This window comes from Candidatus Hartigia pinicola, from assembly GCA_020541205.1.
GTDB classification, from domain to species: Bacteria; Pseudomonadota; Gammaproteobacteria; order Enterobacterales; family Enterobacteriaceae; genus Hartigia; species Hartigia pinicola.
Genome location: CP048208.1, coordinates 700,653 through 717,325, shown reverse-complemented (window position 1 = coordinate 717,325; position 16,673 = coordinate 700,653). Strand labels below are relative to the sequence as shown.

Sequence of the window (16,673 nt, the reverse complement as noted above, 5' to 3'; positions counted from 1 at the left end):
AAATTATTACCAAATATTTTATAAGAAAACATTGTATTTTAGCATAATATTTTATTTTATGTTAAATGCTTTTATCAGAATCATCACTTTTCAGAAGAATATTTCTATTCTTAACACTTTAAATAAATAAGTGTTCACAAAGCGCAGTTGAGTTTTAAATACTACGAATACTTATTTAACCACCTACGCTTACAGTTTTCTACAGTAAGTTTAGTTTTATGTCTGACGTTTTTTGTTCTCACATTTTTAATAATATAATTACTGGCACTATAAAATATCTCATAAGAAGATTGTATGTATATCTGATTTTTTAGCAGACATTAAAGTACATAAAATACTTGTATAAATTGATTTCTAAAGTTATTGTTCATTATAAAATAATCAGCAATGAGAGTTGAATTATTTTAAATATTTTAACTAATACTTCTACTTTTGAATATTCTCATTATAAAAAATACGTAAAATAAATACGTTTAAAAAATTCTAAATATATTTTTATGTATATCACAATGTTATCATCTTTACGATAACATAATATTAATAAACAAATCATTATTTTGTAACTTTAATCAAAGATTTGTTTTATTAATTAAAGGACACAATCACTTAAATAATTACTTAATGATTTTCACTTACTCATCTATACATACTTAAATGATATTAAACTTTTAGAAAAAATATAAATTTAACTAAAGAAATATACAATAGATAACTAAAATAAATTGAATTTATATCAAATAACTATACTTTATTTCTGATCCTTTAACAATAATCACTCTCTGAAAAATTAAAATCTGTTAACTATTTAAGTTTTATTAACAAATAAGATAGCCTATTCAATAATTACAATAATGTATATTTAATAAAAAGATATATACTAAATCTAAAGAGCTTCTTTATTGTCAGATTTAGGATAAAGGAATCAACAAAATTACTTACTATAAATAATTTTGATGTATTAAAAAATAATATTAAATCTTTAAACAGTTCATTGAAATTATGTATCTACTTTATATAATCATAAGTAAATCACTCCAAACGTATTTTATTTATTACCTCTGAATATCTTAAATATTTTATCTATAATATACAGAAAATAAAATGAATATGTAAATTTTATTTAAAAATTTCGTAAAAATAAATATACCTTTCTTTCTAACCTCACAAACAATGAATTATAAATAAATATTTCTGTCTACTATAAATACAGAACTTTGATAGTTAGTATGTTCTCTTATACAGATCAATCAAAAAAAACGGATACGAAGTTTAACTTCATGCTATACACTTCGCATGAATATTCATTGATTTTAAGTGATTAAACAGATATACACTCTTATAAGCTATCATTACACATACGATTTTATAACATTTACATCTTATCTTGATGTTTGCTCTTTAAGAAAAATAAAATAAGTATAAAAGTGCATGAGTTAAGAGTTATTTTGTCCCTTGCATATATTGTTATATCAATTTACAATATTAAATTATATTTATTTTATTATTAGAAGTTAAAATTATTAAATTACGTTTTAATTAATAAACTAAGATAAACATGCCATTAGTCTCACACAATCATTCTAATTATTAATCTTAAAAATAATTTAAATGCTATATAGGTAAAAATATTTTTATAACATACTTTCAAAATAAGATCATTACATAGTTAAAATAGCATAATCTTCACCTATGTATGCTGTCATTAGCAAGATAGATTATTGCTAATATAAGTAAACAATTATTTCTTAATGTATAGTAAAATTAGTATAAATTACTTACCATAATGAAAATTTTTCATATAAATTACAATCGTTGCAATATACATCATCTAACAGATGATTTTTAAAAATGAAAATAAAATAAATTTTATCTAAATAAATAATATATTATTAACACTATTAAACATCATACCCATTATACCTTATGTTTATATCTGGGTTTACATAACCAATCTAACTGAATAAGATATTATTGATACTACTCATGAATAGATTGAGTAATTATATAGAGATAACTTGAATAATTTTATCTATAACTCTATATCATTTAAAGAAAAGGTGCGCTTCTTGCAAGGAATTCAACTCCAACAATTTATTATCAACCAACTTGATTATGGAAAAGCTAAAGAGATTATTTCTATTAATGTCCATGGAAAATCAAGCATTACCGACAAAATGATTATTTGTACAGGAACATCAAACCGTCACTTAATATCTATAGCAAACCGATTAACTGATGCATGCCGTAAAAATAATTTACAATTTCTTGGTATTGAAGGTCAAGGTGTTTCAGACTGGATCGTTGTCGATCTTGGTGAAGCAATTGTTCATATCATGCAGGATGAAAGCCGTCGCATGTATGAACTAGAAAAACTTTGGAGCTAAATATGAAGTTACAATTACTTTCTGCAGGAACTAAAAGACTACAAGAGATTCTAATCCAGATTTATGAATGATCTTTAACGTTTTCAAAAAAATACTATTTTACTACTTAACATTTCAGAAAAAATAAAAATGTAGATTTTAAAAGTGCTTTAAAATACGAAGATAAAACACAACTAAAATGAGCTATGTTCATTCTGAATATTAAGATGTAGTGCTGAAAAACATATAACGTTTTCTGACACATCTAATAAAACAGATAAATATAGCTTATTTAGTACACACCTAATAAATTTTTATTATCTTAATGTTCTGCAGATATTTAGTTATGAAATCTCTAACATCAAGAATGTTCCTACGTATCAACGACAGTGTCAAATAACACTTATTTACCCGGTTGACAATAAACTCATCATTGTTGTTATCGTAAAAATATGTACACGGGTTCATGTGTTAATATTCTAGTCAGGCATATATTCAATCATAATTTATTAGGTAACAATAAATTAAAACTCAACAAAAAATATACAAGATTATATAAAATATAACAATTATAAAAATAAGAAACATATCACACTCAGTATATCTATATATAAATATGATTATGCTTTAAATATTTCTCTTTTCTGTCTCTACATAGAATAAAATAAGATAAATCACTACAAAATTTATAATTATAATTATGATAATACCAATATCATTTACAATTCTATGAGAACATTACGCTTATACCAGCATTTTCTATGTTATCTTATTAATCGTTATTTATCTTTATAGATAAATAACTAAAATACATAAAACGCTAAATTTAGCGATAATATGATTTACTTTGAATCTACTGGAGTTGGTAAAATAGCAGTACTAATAACAGTTTAATCGATTAACTAATTCTAACAGCTATACCTATTATGCAAATATAATCATTAATCTTATGGTCTTTATTTCTACTTATATTACTTATTGTCTTAGTATTCAACCTTGAAAGTTGCATGTGAGTGGTTACATCTCATTTTTAATCTATTGTTAACTAAAAAGAGTCAGAAACTCAGTACTTTGTTGTTATTGTCATTTATTACATATTTTTTTCTTCTGCTTCTTTCATTTTTTTTCTTAAAATATACTTATCATATAGAGCAGATAATAGTATTACTTAACCAAATAAGAAATTTATTAAAACACTGATTATGTAATTCAATTTATAGTTCCTATTAATTTAAGAAAATTAATAGAAAAAGTGTATTAATGATTCTAAGTATTATCTTTTCTCTTGATCATGCGAGATAATATGTTATAGACAATACGTAAAATACGTTTAGTAATACAATATTTTATTTTTTATGTCTTTATTTTAAAATATAGATATAAACAATAATATATATACTTTTTTGGTATATTTTACTTCTCGTTAATTATAATGATTCAACACTTATTGTTTGATGACTAGATTTAATATTGCAATATTTTTACAGATCCAAAAGATGACTTTTAAAAAATTCATAGAAGCAATGTAGTGATTATACGTTGCAACACAAACTAATGAAAATTTTATTATTGTAATCTTCAGTGTCTTCTTTTCTAAGAAATAATCAATAGCTTATCAATATATTAGCTATATAAACCCCTACGTAGGTATACATTAAGTGCTGAGCATTATTACTTTTATTACCTCAGATTACATAGTAAGTATACTTATTAAAAAAAATAAAAACACTAAATGATGTATGAAACATTACACTCATAACAATTAAATGATGATTCAATCTATAGATTTAAATCCACAGAGAAAATTAACTAATTTTACTACTAACAGTATATCTAAAATTCTTGTAACCGCAATTTATGTTAATATAACTAAAAGTACCACATATTCATCTAATTGTTTCTAGTTAATAATAAAATCCGTATTTATAAGATAGAAATGCACCGAGTTTTACAGGTAGTTAAGAAATAATTAAATATTATTACCAATAATGTAAATTAAAATAGATGCCATGTAAGTATCCTAAAATAATTCAATAATAAACTATGCTAATATTAGATCTACTGATTTATAAATAAAATTATTGACTTCAATATTTTACTTATTAATATTAAGATTCAAGAGAAATATTTACGATAAAACAAGTTACCTATGTTAAAAAAGAGCTTTAAACTAAAAATTTTTAACATGAATAAAACTTAGTTATTGCAATCTAAATGAAAAACACTTCAAATTCATTTAGTTATTAAAAGAAGTAATTTATTATAATTTAATACAGTTAGTTATCACAATAATTCTCAATCTATACACGATTTATACACTACAGTTAACAGTCAAGTACTGTAAATACTTTTTGTTATTTTTCACATTTAGTGATATTTTCCTACACAATTTAATATACATTAAACAATTTAGAGTTATAGAACAAATGAAACTATAGAATGATATTTAGTTTCACTATCTTAAAGATATTCGTAGAATATATTATAAACACCATTTATAAATTTTTATACTTGTTATTTTGATGTATTAACAAATTTTTATTCATGAAAGCACATTTAATACACTAAAAATTTTTAAAATCTCATTTTTTATTCGTGCAATTTTCCATTGTCAGTTGAAGATTATAAAATAAAATAAGAGTGGATACCTTAAAATTTTCTTTAATACCAGAAAAATGTCTCTATGTTACGTTATTTATATAACGCTATATCTATGATCTGAACGTTTTTCGTATTAATAATTATAAAGTTATATTAACATTTCTTAATGACTTCCAATACAAAACTAGTCAAATATATTTTGTTAATACCTCATATAACAGGTTAAGCTTTATTCCTGATAATTTTCAAAGTTTGAATATACGATATTCATACTATGAAATATTTTTAGATCCAGTCCTATTAACAAATGCTTTTAAAGAAAAATAATAATAAAAATACTGTATACACATCAATTATTTAAATTTTAAGTTATTGAAAAACTGAATTTATTGAAATATTTTTTCAACTAATTTTTATTATGTAAGTTATCATTCATCACAATATAATATATAAATATAATTATTTTTGAAATATTTCGAATGAACTCTCTCAGAGTATTAATAAGTAAACAATACTTAAACATATATATATTTTATACTTGTAATAAAATTAGATTTAAAATATATTTTTAAAATTAATCATTACTTAATATTTATTTCTATACCAAGATTATAGTAGAAGATTTTATTTATAGAAAACTATTTAGTACATAAATAAAGATTAATTATTGCCATATATTATAGTCATGTTTTTATAAAAATGACATAATTGCATTGTAGTTTACTATCTATACGAAATCACATAAAACAACTGATTTTCTAGATAAAATCAAATACTAGTTATTTCCCAGTAAAATCAACTACTATAAAATCAACTACTAATAAAGTCAATCTTTTAGCATCATAAGACATACTGTCAACACATACACTGAAACAATAAAATAATACATTATAGACTTTATGCATTCAATTTCACACAGCGCAATCAACATGAAGTGTAGCAAGTTTATACAGAATGTTACTATTTAATAGTATGTTTTCCTGACCACAGAATTTCACAATTTTATACTATCATTAATTGAATTGCAATCTTGCGCGGTCTATGATTATTTAAAATTATACTATACAAAACATAATCAGCATATACATAACGACCTAAGTAATAGCTTGACTACTAGTCACAAGGCTATCTTTTTGAGATAAACCTAAAGTTTTACGTACAGAATTAGCGACATACTGTGTAATAGCTTTAAAATAATGGTTATTATTTATAGCTACTATAATCGCAGAAGTTGTATTTTGTACTGATAATAAACTATTGGTGTTATTTTTAGTAGAATCAATAAATAACATCTTTCTTTTCTAATATTATAACGCGTGCTATTTCACTTATTAAAGGCGTTACGATCGATACCCAATTAATTACATTTTGTTTAGATGTTATCGGAACTTTATCTATTGTCGAAAGCTTTGATAATTTTTTCATTGAATTTGTCGATCAGACAGAAGAATGAGTTTTAATACCTAGAATACCGAAAGAGTAGCATTCTGCTAAAGCTATAGCAAATATCGCTATTAATAGCGATTCACTTTACGATAATTTTCTAAAATTGTTATATTAAAATATAGAAATATAATTATTTCTGTGCTATTGATCACTCATTTTTAATAACATTAATGATGTGAGTGTTACAGTAATTTTTGATCAATTACATACGCTAGAAATTTTTACGTTTTAATTATTATTAATAATTGATCACTTAAAAATTTTTACTTGCAAAAGAAAACGCTATTTGATAATAAAATTTTATTAGACGCAAATTACTTTTGCATCCTTAAAAAAATAACTGCATTGAATTTATGTAAATGTGTTACTAAAAAATATTTACTATGTAACTTTTACTTTGTTAATAATGGTCCGAGAGGACGTCCACCAACAAGATGCATGTGAATATGAAGTATTTCTTGTCCTGCATGCTCATTACAATTCACAATTAAACGGTAACCGCTTTTAGCAATCCCTTCCTGTTGAGCAATTTTTGCTGCTACTATAAATAAGCGACCCAGCATTTTCTCATCATCAGAATTGATATCATTTAATGTTGGTATGAGTTTATTTAAAACAACAAGAACGTGAGATGGGGCTTGAGGAGAAACATCACGAAATGCAGTAACATATTCATCCTGATAAAGTATATCAGAAGGTACTTCACGTCGAATAATCTGACTAAACACAGTTTCTTTTGCCATGTGAACTTCCTTTAATTATACATTTCATTTAAACAAACCAGTCTAATAAGTTAGAAAAAATAAAAACTAAATAATTATATTAGCTAATAAAATTGATTCTATTTATAATATACAACATGAAGATTTGAGTTTTATAAGTTTAGACGATAGAATCTAATAATGATAATTTAGTACTGCCAATATTTAAATGAAATAAATCATTAAAATTTTTAGTTGTAATTTGCGCTACATCTTCCGTGCTCACACCCTTCAAAATACCTATACACTCAACAATATCTCTAGCATAAGCAGGTTGGTTTTCTTTTCCGCGATGTGGGGTTGGAGATAAATAAGGCGAATCAGTTTCAACTAAAATTCTATCAAAAGGAACAAACTTTACCACTTCACGAATTTTTTCTGCATTACGGAATGTTATAATGCCTGAAAAAGAAATATACATTCCTAGATCAAGTAACGTACTTGCTGTCTCTTTGTCTTCTGTAAAACAGTGTAAAACACCACCACAATCATAAACATGCTCTTCACGCAAGATAGATAGAGTATCTTTTTTAGCATGACGGGTATGTACGATAATAGGCTTATTCACCTGACGAGCAATTCGAATATGTTGACGGAAAGCTTCTTTCTGAAACAGAAAATTTTCTTTTTGAGAAAAATAATCTAGCCCTGTTTCACCTAAAGCAATAGATGTTTCACAAACAGCCATCGACTCTAAACGAGAAAAATCATCTAGCTCATTTAAATTTAATGGATGAATGCCACAAGACAATACAATATTATCGAATTTCTTAATTAAGACTTTTAAACTATCAAAACCGTTCAATGTAGTAGAAACAGCTAATATACACTTAACATCTCGTAAGGATGCCTTGTTAATAACATCATCGATGTTAATATGTAATACTTCATAATCAAGACAATCAAGGTGGCAATGTGAATCAACTATAAACATATTTCGCTCTTTTTATCATTTCAAAACGTTAGTAAAGCTTCCCATGGTAATAACTGATTTATTAAAAGTAATTCTTGATTAAGTCCAGGAATCGACATTAATTGTTGACGACAATGCCTCCATGATTTATAAACATAAAATAGTTGTGAAGTTGTCATTTTTGAAGCTAAAACATATAAAAGTGGAAATTGATCTTGATTTACACAAAACTTTACCGCTTCTTGTTTTAATTTTATGCTATCCACAAATAATTCAAGCAACCAATTAATACAAGTAACAGCGTTAGTATTATTCATAATATTCAATAATAATAGCATATCGTTGTTATTTAATGCGTTTAAAAGCCCATGACATAATTCACTTCGTTTTTGCCAATGTTCAGGTTTCAATAACAACATAGCAGTAACAGGAGCACCTTGACACAATTTTAATGCCGTTACTGCATCATCGTCATTTACACTAGGGATTTGTTTTTTTAGCCAGTGCAATGCTATTTGTAATGTAGGTGGGTGTAAAAAACGATAAAGACAACGACTTCGTAATGTAATAAATAAATTATTCCAATTTTCACAACACAGTAAAAAATAGGTTCTCTTTGTCGGTTCCTCTAATATTTTTAATAATGCGTTAGTAGCTGCATTAGTTAACACTTCAGTTTTCCGAATATAAACGACTTTTGCTCCATTTTGTTGAGCATGATTGTTCAAAACTTCTATTAGTTTACGTACTTCATCAACACCAATAGTAATTGTGTTTTTATTTAATTCTAAGATATGATAATCTGGATGAGTCCCTGCTAACATTAGTCGGCAGCTGTGGCACACACCACAACTTTGAAAATCGTTCGTATTTTGACAGATTAACCAACGACTCAAACCATAACATAAAATACTTTTACCATTTCCTGAAGGAGAATGCAATAATAAAGCATGATGTCCAGCATTTTTCTGATAAGACATGATCAATTGACGATAAGTTTGATTTAACCAAGGATACCAGTTCATTTTTTTACTTACCTACCCAACCATTTTTTAAGGATTTTACACATATCCTCTTGTACTTTTTCAATATTTTTAGTAGCATCAATAATAAAAACAGTCTCATCATCAGCAGTCAACTTAAGATAACTATCTCGTATACGTTCAAAAAACTCTAGAGATTCTTGTTCAATTTTATCTAATTTACCCCGAGCACAAACACGCTGTAAACCAAGGTAAGGGGGTAAATCAAGATAAAATGTTAATGCTGGTTTAAACTCACCTAAAACTAAATCACGAAGAAATTTAAGTAATTTACCATCAATACCACGCCCACCCCCTTGATAAGCTTGAGAAGACAAATCATGCCTATCCCCGACTACCCATTTCCCAGCTTCCAACGCTGGTTTAATAATAGTCTCGACTAATTGAACACGCGCAGCATAAAGCATTAATACTTCCGCTTTATGCGTTACTCTTTCACCCAAAACACCCTTCTTGATCAGTTCTCTTAATTTTTCTGCTAAGGGCGTACTACCTGGTTCGCGAGTAAAAATGATATCTTTTATACCTGCCTGAGTTAACATTTCAACAATGACATTAACTGCAGATGTTTTACCAGCTCCCTCCAATCCTTCAATAACTATATATTCGTTTTTCATTTAATTTATCAAATTTATTTTTTCAATTTTCCTATGTACTTTTACAGAACAATTTATAATCATAAAAGCTATAACGAAATATGTGCCATTAGCTCCATTACCAACAAAATATAAATAATCTGTTTTAGCTGGATGCGTTACAGATTATCTCGAAGATAAGGTTGAGGGTAAAAATAGACGTAGGAGGTCATCTGTTAATACAATATTTATTGTATGGAGTATAACTATTTAAATTACTCTGATAAATTTTAACACGATATTATTTTCCTAAAACCATACATCACAGTTAAATTAACTTGCAACCGATTTTTTTCTTTAATTAATTAATAAAAAGAAAAACTATAGTTAATTCACTTTCAACATTAGTTTTTCAATAATTGAGGGAAGATTAGTATTTCATAAATATTTTATATTGAAGCTTTTCACCACCCAAAAGTGTCATCAATATTTTTCATTCGTTGATATGTGATTTTAAAAATACTAATACCACTGATATTTACAGTATATCAGTCAGTATCTTGATACAAATCTTTCAAGTAGATTATAATTGCTAAATCTAATAAATATACAAAGTTCTTTTAAAAGTTTATCTGTTAATTAATCTTTAAACAAATCGTGTTTTGTAAGACACTCATCCAGTTAGATAAACGATTAGCTTAAAAAACGAATTAAAATTGAGCTTTTTTATTACTAAAAATCAACGATAGAATCTGTTCAGACATTTATGTATGATTGTAAAAGATCGTGCTTATTTTGATGTTTCTAAACTAAAATACAAGTGAAATAACTATTGAAATTTATTATTTTTATTAAAAATTTTTATTTCAAACAATATTTTAAGAGTACATTTCAACAGTTACGACTAGAATTTGAAAAATTTTTCTTGTGTTGTATTTAGAATAGCTATCACATAATTTAACACTTTCTAATATATATAATAAAAAAGCGCATAAGAGTTCATTCTACACTATACTTACGATAAAATTTTCGTTACTTATGCCATGCAGCAATTAATAAAATTATTTTTTTAGAAACATAAACGATTTTAAAAATACTTATAACTAATATTATTTAATATGATTCATGTTTTTCATGTGTAATTTTAAATATCGATAACATGCACATTAACCTGTGAGCAAAAAGTATCATATTCTCACATAATAGTAAATTTTTAAAATATTTAGCTTCTGAAAAATTACAGACTCGTTATAGCATGAATGATAATTTTTTTAATTCATTATCTAATAAGATAAAATATTAAATTTATTGCAATTACAATTAAGTTTTTCATTAACAGCATAAAATGCTCATCATAGTATTTAATTAAATTATTTTTAATATAAATTTCCAAAACCTCATTAATTGTTTCTTTATTGATTTCTTAGTAAATAAAATTACTTTATACTGATTAAAATCTATATTATACGCTAAATAAAAACTATTTCTCATTTAAATAGAACTAAAAGAAGAGGCAAGCCTCAAATCTTAAAGACTTGGGAAAATTCAGGTAATAGCACAAATCAATATAACCAATCTAGTATGGCTACAGCTGATGGAACTATAAAAAAATTTTAATTATAGCATATTAGAAAACAATTAACTATATAACATACACATTATTAATATTTCTATGAAGAAATATATTAATTTATTTCTCAATTTCTTCTTAATCAAAGTATGATAAATCGAGTCACATTTTTGTATTATATAAAATATATAATATAAGTAATCAATGGTATTGACATTATTTTATACTGCTCGTAATTTTTACTTCACTCTAGAGAAAACCGTATACACTGGTAGTGTTAGTCCAACAATAGCGACCGCATTATTATTGACAATAACGACGAAAAATCAATGAACCATTCGTACCACCAAAACCAAATGAATTACATAAAGCATACTCTATATTCTCTACTTTTCTAGCTTTATTAGGAACAAAGTCAAGTTTACAGGTTTCGTCTGGATTATCTAGATTAATCGTTGGGGGTACCACTTGATCACATAACGCTAAAATAGTAAAGATAGATTCAATCGCACCCGCCGCCCCTAACAAATGGCCAGTCATCGACTTAGTAGAACTAACTAATACATCTGTATTTTGACCAAAAACAGAAATAACTGCTTCTGCTTCCGCACAATCCCCAGTTAATGTTGATGTTCCATGAGCATTAATATAACCTACATCACTCGCTAAAATACCTGCATCATTTAAAGCATTCATCATAGAAAGTGCTGCACCTTTACCATTTTCAGGCGGAGATGTCATATGATAAGCATCGCTACTCATACCAAAGCCTACAAGTTCCGCATAAATTTTTGCGCCACGTAACTTTGCATGTTCATGTTCTTCAAGAATGATAATACCGGCACCGTCACCTAAAACAAAACCGTCACGATCTTTATCCCAAGGACGACTTGCAGCTTGCGGATTATCATTACGAGTAGAAAGAGCGCGTGCCGCGCAAAAACCTGCCACCCCCAAAGGGGTAGTTGCTTTTTCAGTACCACCTGCAAGCATCACATCTGCATCACCATAAGCGATTATTCGAGCTGCATGACCAATATTATGTACACCTGACGTACACGCTGTAGCAATAGAAATGCAAGGACCACGAAAACCATACATTATACTCAGCTGACCTGCAACCATATTAATAATCGTAGAAGGGACAAAAAATGGACTAATTCTACGAGGACCAAAATATTCTAATATTTTACAGTTTTCTTGTATTAAGACTATACCACCAATACCAGAACCGATAGCTGCACCAATACGAGCCGAATTCAATTCAGTTATTTCCAATTTAGAATCTTTCATGGCTTGTGAGCCAGCAGCAATACCATACTGAATAAATGGATCCATTTTTCGAGCTTTTTTACAAGAAATCCCATAATCTTCATGATTAAACTTCTTAACTAGACCAGCAAACTTTGTTGCGTAATTAGTAGTATCAAAATGTTCTATAAAAATGATACCACTCTCTCCGTTACAAACAGCTTTCCATGATGTTTTCACTGTGTTTCCGACAGGAGATAACATGCCCAGTCCAGTGACTACTATACGACGCTTAGACAAGTCAACCCTCCAAGGAGAGATAAGTTAAAAAAAGAACATAGGCGGTCAAGTGACCGCCTATGTATATTTTAAAACAATTACTTAGATGCGTTTTTGACGTAATCAATTGCAGCCTGCACTGTTGTAATCTTTTCAGCTTCTTCGTCAGGGATTTCGATATCGAACTCTTCTTCCAGAGCCATAACAAGCTCGACTGTGTCAAGAGAATCAGCACCCAAGTCCTCAACAAACGAAGCAGTTGTTACAACTTCTTCTTCTTTAACACCTAGTTGCTCAAAAATGATTTTCTTAACGCGTTTTTCGATAGTGCTCATACTATTAAAATTCCTATCAAAACTCGCTTTCGCGATGGTTTTTGTAGTTTATAAAAAACAGGAAAATACAACCTCATTCCAAATTTTCAAACTATAACTTTGCATTAATTTAAATTAATTAACGCTAATAATGTAAATAATTCCATCATTTATTTAGATCATGTACATACCACCATTGATATGTAATGTTTCGCCTGTAATATAACCAGCTTCACTAGAAGCTAAAAAAGCTACAGCACTGGCAATTTCTTGTGCATTACCAAATCTATCAGCAGGCACTTGGGATAAAATGCCTGCACGTTGTTCATCTGTCAATGCTTTAGTCATATCCGTTTCAATAAAACCTGGTGCAACAACATTAACGGTAATGCCTCGGGAAGCAACTTCACGTGCTAGCGATTTACTAAAACCAATTAGCCCCGCTTTCGCTGCTGCATAGTTCGTTTGACCAGCATTACCCATAACACCTACAACAGATGCAATAGAAATAATACGTCCACAACGTTTTTTTACCATAGCTCGCAATACTGATTTAGATAAACGGTAAACTGATGAAAGGTTAGTGTCAATAATTTCTTGCCACTCATCCTCTTTCATACGCATTAAAAAATTATCACGAGCAATACCTACGTTGTTAACCAGTATATCAATACTGCCAAACTGTTGATGAATATTATTTATAGTTTCATCAACTAATTCCGAATTTCTTACATTTAGCTCAAAACCTTTGACTTTTCGATCTAAATAAGAAGAAATTATTTCTGCACCTATTGCACGTGTTGCTGTCCCAATAACAATAGCACCGCGCTCAGCAAATGTTAAAGCAATTGCTTTACCAATTCCGCGACTTGCGCCAGTTACAAGTGCAATTTTTCCTTCAAAGCTCATTATTATCCTCAGGTTTTTTTAATGCAGCACATAATGCTAAAGGATTGTTAGTTGAAACTGCAGTTAAATTCTTAACAATGCGCCTACTTAGACCAGTTAATACTGTACCTGGACCAATTTCAACAATATATTCTATACCTTGAGATGCTATCAATTTTATTATTTCAGTCCAACGAACAGGATTATATAATTGACGGACTAAAGCATCACGAATATTTTCAGCAGCTTCTTCGATCTGCACATCTACATTGTTAATTACTGGGAAATTTGGCTTATTAAAAGTAATTGCTTTTAAAATAATTGCTAATTTTTCTGCAGCAGGTTTCATTAATGCGCAATGTGATGCTATATTAACGGATAATGGCAATACACGTTTCGCTCCAGCGTTTTTACAAATAATACCAGCTCGTTCAACGGCAGTTTTTTCACCTGTAATCACTATTTGTTCTGGAGCATTAAAGTTTCCAGAAGAAACAACTTCCCCTTGCGAAGCTTCATTACATGCTTGTTCAACAGATTTATTATCTAAACCAATAATCACATACATAGCGCCAGTTCCGTCCGGAATAGCTTCTTGCATTAATTTACCACGCAATTCTACTAATTTAATAGCGGCTTTAAAATCGATAACACCTGCACACACTAATGCAGAGTATTCACCAAGACTATGCCCAGACATCAATCTTGGTGTTGCACCATTTTTTTGGTTCCAAACATGAAAAATAGCCACTGATGCCGCCAACACTGCCGGCTGAGTTTGCCAGGTCTTTATTAATTCTTCTGCTGGTCCACTCTGAACTAACGCCCAGAGGTCATAACCTAATACTTCAGATGCCTCACAAAAAGTTTTTTCTACCAACGAATACTTGATAGCTAATGTAGATAACATTCCAAGAGACTGAGACCCCTGACCGGGAAATACCATAGCAAATTGCTTCATATCTATTTTTTAGTACATTAAAAACGAACAAGTGCAGAACCCCAAGTAAACCCACCGCCAAAAGCCTCTAAGAGTACTAATTGTCCACGTTGAATACGTCCATCAAGTACCGCTTCATCGAATGCTGTCGGAACAGAAGCTGCAGAAGTATTTCCATGGCGATCTAGAGTGACAACCACTTTTTCCATGGTCATATCAAGCTTCTTGGCAGTTGCTGCAATAATTCTAAAGTTCGCTTGATGCGGAACTAACCAATCCAGATCTTCTTTCGCAATACCACTATTTTCGAGTGTTTCATCAACAATATGCGCAAGCTCACGTACCGCAATTTTAAACACTGCATTTCCAGTCATTGTTAAACAGGCCTGATCTTTTGAGTTACGATCACGATTTTTCAGCACTAATAACTCACCATATCGACCATCAGAATGAAGATGCGTTGATAAAATCCCTGGCTCTTCAGAAGTACCAATTACCATTGCCCCTGCAGCATCACCAAAAAGAATAATTGTTCCTCGGTCGTTAGGATCTAAAGTTTTCGATAATGCATCAGCACCAATTACTAATGCTCTTTTTGCCATACCCGTTTTTACAAATTGATCGACAATGCTAATAGCATAAGTAAAACCAGCACAAGCAGCTGCAACATCAAATGCAGCACAATCATTAATACCTAACTTTTGTTGGATTTGACAGGCAGCACTTGGAAATGCGTGGGTTGAGGATGTTGTCGCAACAACGATTAATTCAATCTCACTGCTATCAATTTTCGCCATTTCTAATGCTTTTTGTGCAGCATAAAACCCCATCGTTACTACACACTCATCTTCACTTGCAATTCTTCTTTCATGAATGCCAGTGCGAATCACAATCCATTCGTCAGAAGTATCAACCATTTTTTCCAAATCAGCATTAGTTCTGATTTGTGCTGGCAAATAACTGCCTGTGCCTAATATTTTACTATACATAGGTTATTGATCACTCCCGAGTAATACAATATTCAAGCGAACTGTGATTTTATTAAGAACTTGTTTTTACTACTTATAGCGCATAATCAATAGCAGATTTAGATCCCCACATGCATTTTTATACAATCATTCTTAGTAAAAAACCTTAGTCCTAATAAAATACATCATTATATTGTTCGATGTTTAACTCCCTACAACATTTTATTAAACTTTTTTATATTTTTAGCTATTTAAAAACTTACTTTAGTTTATTCTTTTATTCTTTTATTCATTTTAATAATAAAAAAATCACAACAATTGCTTCTTCTATACTTTTCAATATAATATTGATGTAAAATTTATCACAGAAATACATTTTTTTATCTATTATACAATTATTGCCTATAATATAACCGATATTATTTATTATCACAATTTATTTCAGTGCTACGGTAAATACACTAATTTTATCAAATCCTTCACTTTCTTTTGTGTCAATATTTAAAAAACGATTTTCATTGATTAAATGTTAGCTACCACTTTAGCGATTATCAAACCCCATGGTAGTGAATCTAACTAAAATAATCACATAATTAAAAACATTTATATTTAATATAAATGTTTGAAAATATTATTAATTAATTAATTAATTAATTAATTAATTAATTAGAGTTATTATTAATTCAATATACAATACCTTCAATAAATTTTGAATATAAATTTCTCTTATTAAATAATGTTCACATATTACTTACGATTTG

General features: G+C 28.4%; 11 protein-coding genes. 1 reads left to right on the top strand and 10 read right to left on the bottom strand.

Going from position 1 to position 16,673, the window contains the following annotated elements; all coding sequences use genetic code 11:
• Positions 1-2,057: 2,057 nt before the first annotated feature.
• Complete coding sequence (gene rsfS / locus GFV14_RS01465; RefSeq protein WP_457914668.1) at positions 2,058-2,384, top strand: ribosome silencing factor; 327 nt, start codon at positions 2,058-2,060, stop codon at positions 2,382-2,384.
• Between the two features lie 3,674 nt (positions 2,385-6,058).
• On the opposite strand, the gene GFV14_RS01460 is transcribed toward rsfS, so the two are convergent.
• From GFV14_RS01460 to GFV14_RS01415, 10 genes are all read right to left on the bottom strand, one after another.
• Complete coding sequence (locus GFV14_RS01460; RefSeq protein WP_457914569.1) at positions 6,059-6,256, bottom strand: hypothetical protein; 198 nt, start codon at positions 6,254-6,256, stop codon at positions 6,059-6,061.
• A gap of 546 nt (positions 6,257-6,802) precedes the next feature.
• Complete coding sequence (locus tag GFV14_RS01455; RefSeq protein ID WP_457914568.1) at positions 6,803-7,153, bottom strand: HIT domain-containing protein; 351 nt, start codon at positions 7,151-7,153, stop codon at positions 6,803-6,805.
• 139 nt (positions 7,154-7,292) lie between these two features.
• Positions 7,293-8,105 (bottom strand): YchF/TatD family DNA exonuclease, encoded by an 813-nt coding sequence (locus GFV14_RS01450; protein ID WP_457914567.1) that lies wholly within the window; start codon positions 8,103-8,105, stop codon positions 7,293-7,295.
• A gap of 20 nt (positions 8,106-8,125) precedes the next feature.
• Positions 8,126-9,109: a DNA polymerase III subunit delta' gene (holB, locus tag GFV14_RS01445; protein ID WP_457914566.1), complete on the bottom strand. Its 984-nt coding sequence runs from the start codon at positions 9,107-9,109 to the stop codon at positions 8,126-8,128.
• Between the two features lie 8 nt (positions 9,110-9,117).
• Positions 9,118-9,744, bottom strand: a complete 627-nt coding sequence (gene tmk, locus GFV14_RS01440) for a dTMP kinase (protein WP_457914565.1) — start codon at positions 9,742-9,744, stop codon at positions 9,118-9,120.
• Between the two features lie 1,831 nt (positions 9,745-11,575).
• Positions 11,576-12,823 (bottom strand): beta-ketoacyl-ACP synthase II, encoded by a 1,248-nt coding sequence (fabF, locus tag GFV14_RS01435; protein WP_457914564.1) that lies wholly within the window; start codon positions 12,821-12,823, stop codon positions 11,576-11,578.
• Positions 12,824-12,900: 77 nt separating this feature from the next.
• Entirely contained in the window at positions 12,901-13,137 is a 237-nt protein-coding gene (gene acpP, locus GFV14_RS01430; protein WP_457914563.1) for an acyl carrier protein, read from the bottom strand.
• Positions 13,138-13,290: 153 nt separating this feature from the next.
• Complete coding sequence (fabG, locus tag GFV14_RS01425) at positions 13,291-14,025, bottom strand: 3-oxoacyl-ACP reductase FabG (protein ID WP_457914562.1); 735 nt, start codon at positions 14,023-14,025, stop codon at positions 13,291-13,293.
• Positions 14,015-14,965 (bottom strand): ACP S-malonyltransferase, encoded by a 951-nt coding sequence (fabD, locus tag GFV14_RS01420; RefSeq protein ID WP_457914561.1) that lies wholly within the window; start codon positions 14,963-14,965, stop codon positions 14,015-14,017. Before fabD ends, fabG begins: the two co-directional genes overlap by 11 nt.
• Positions 14,966-14,982: 17 nt before the next feature.
• Positions 14,983-15,933: a beta-ketoacyl-ACP synthase III gene (locus GFV14_RS01415; RefSeq protein ID WP_457914560.1), complete on the bottom strand. Its 951-nt coding sequence runs from the start codon at positions 15,931-15,933 to the stop codon at positions 14,983-14,985.
• Between the last annotated feature and the right edge of the window lie 740 nt (positions 15,934-16,673).

Coding starts and splice junctions, on each gene's coding strand:
- GFV14_RS01460 (WP_457914569.1), bottom strand. CDS start 6,256: ATGTTATTTATTGATTCTACTAAAAATAACACCAATAGTTTATTATCA.
- GFV14_RS01455 (WP_457914568.1), bottom strand. CDS start 7,153: ATGGCAAAAGAAACTGTGTTTAGTCAGATTATTCGACGTGAAGTACCT.
- GFV14_RS01450 (WP_457914567.1), bottom strand. CDS start 8,105: ATGTTTATAGTTGATTCACATTGCCACCTTGATTGTCTTGATTATGAA.
- holB (WP_457914566.1), bottom strand. CDS start 9,109: ATGAACTGGTATCCTTGGTTAAATCAAACTTATCGTCAATTGATCATG.
- tmk (WP_457914565.1), bottom strand. CDS start 9,744: ATGAAAAACGAATATATAGTTATTGAAGGATTGGAGGGAGCTGGTAAA.
- acpP (WP_457914563.1), bottom strand. CDS start 13,137: ATGAGCACTATCGAAAAACGCGTTAAGAAAATCATTTTTGAGCAACTA.
- fabG (WP_457914562.1), bottom strand. CDS start 14,025: ATGAGCTTTGAAGGAAAAATTGCACTTGTAACTGGCGCAAGTCGCGGA.
- fabD (WP_457914561.1), bottom strand. CDS start 14,965: ATGAAGCAATTTGCTATGGTATTTCCCGGTCAGGGGTCTCAGTCTCTT.
- GFV14_RS01415 (WP_457914560.1), bottom strand. CDS start 15,933: ATGTATAGTAAAATATTAGGCACAGGCAGTTATTTGCCAGCACAAATC.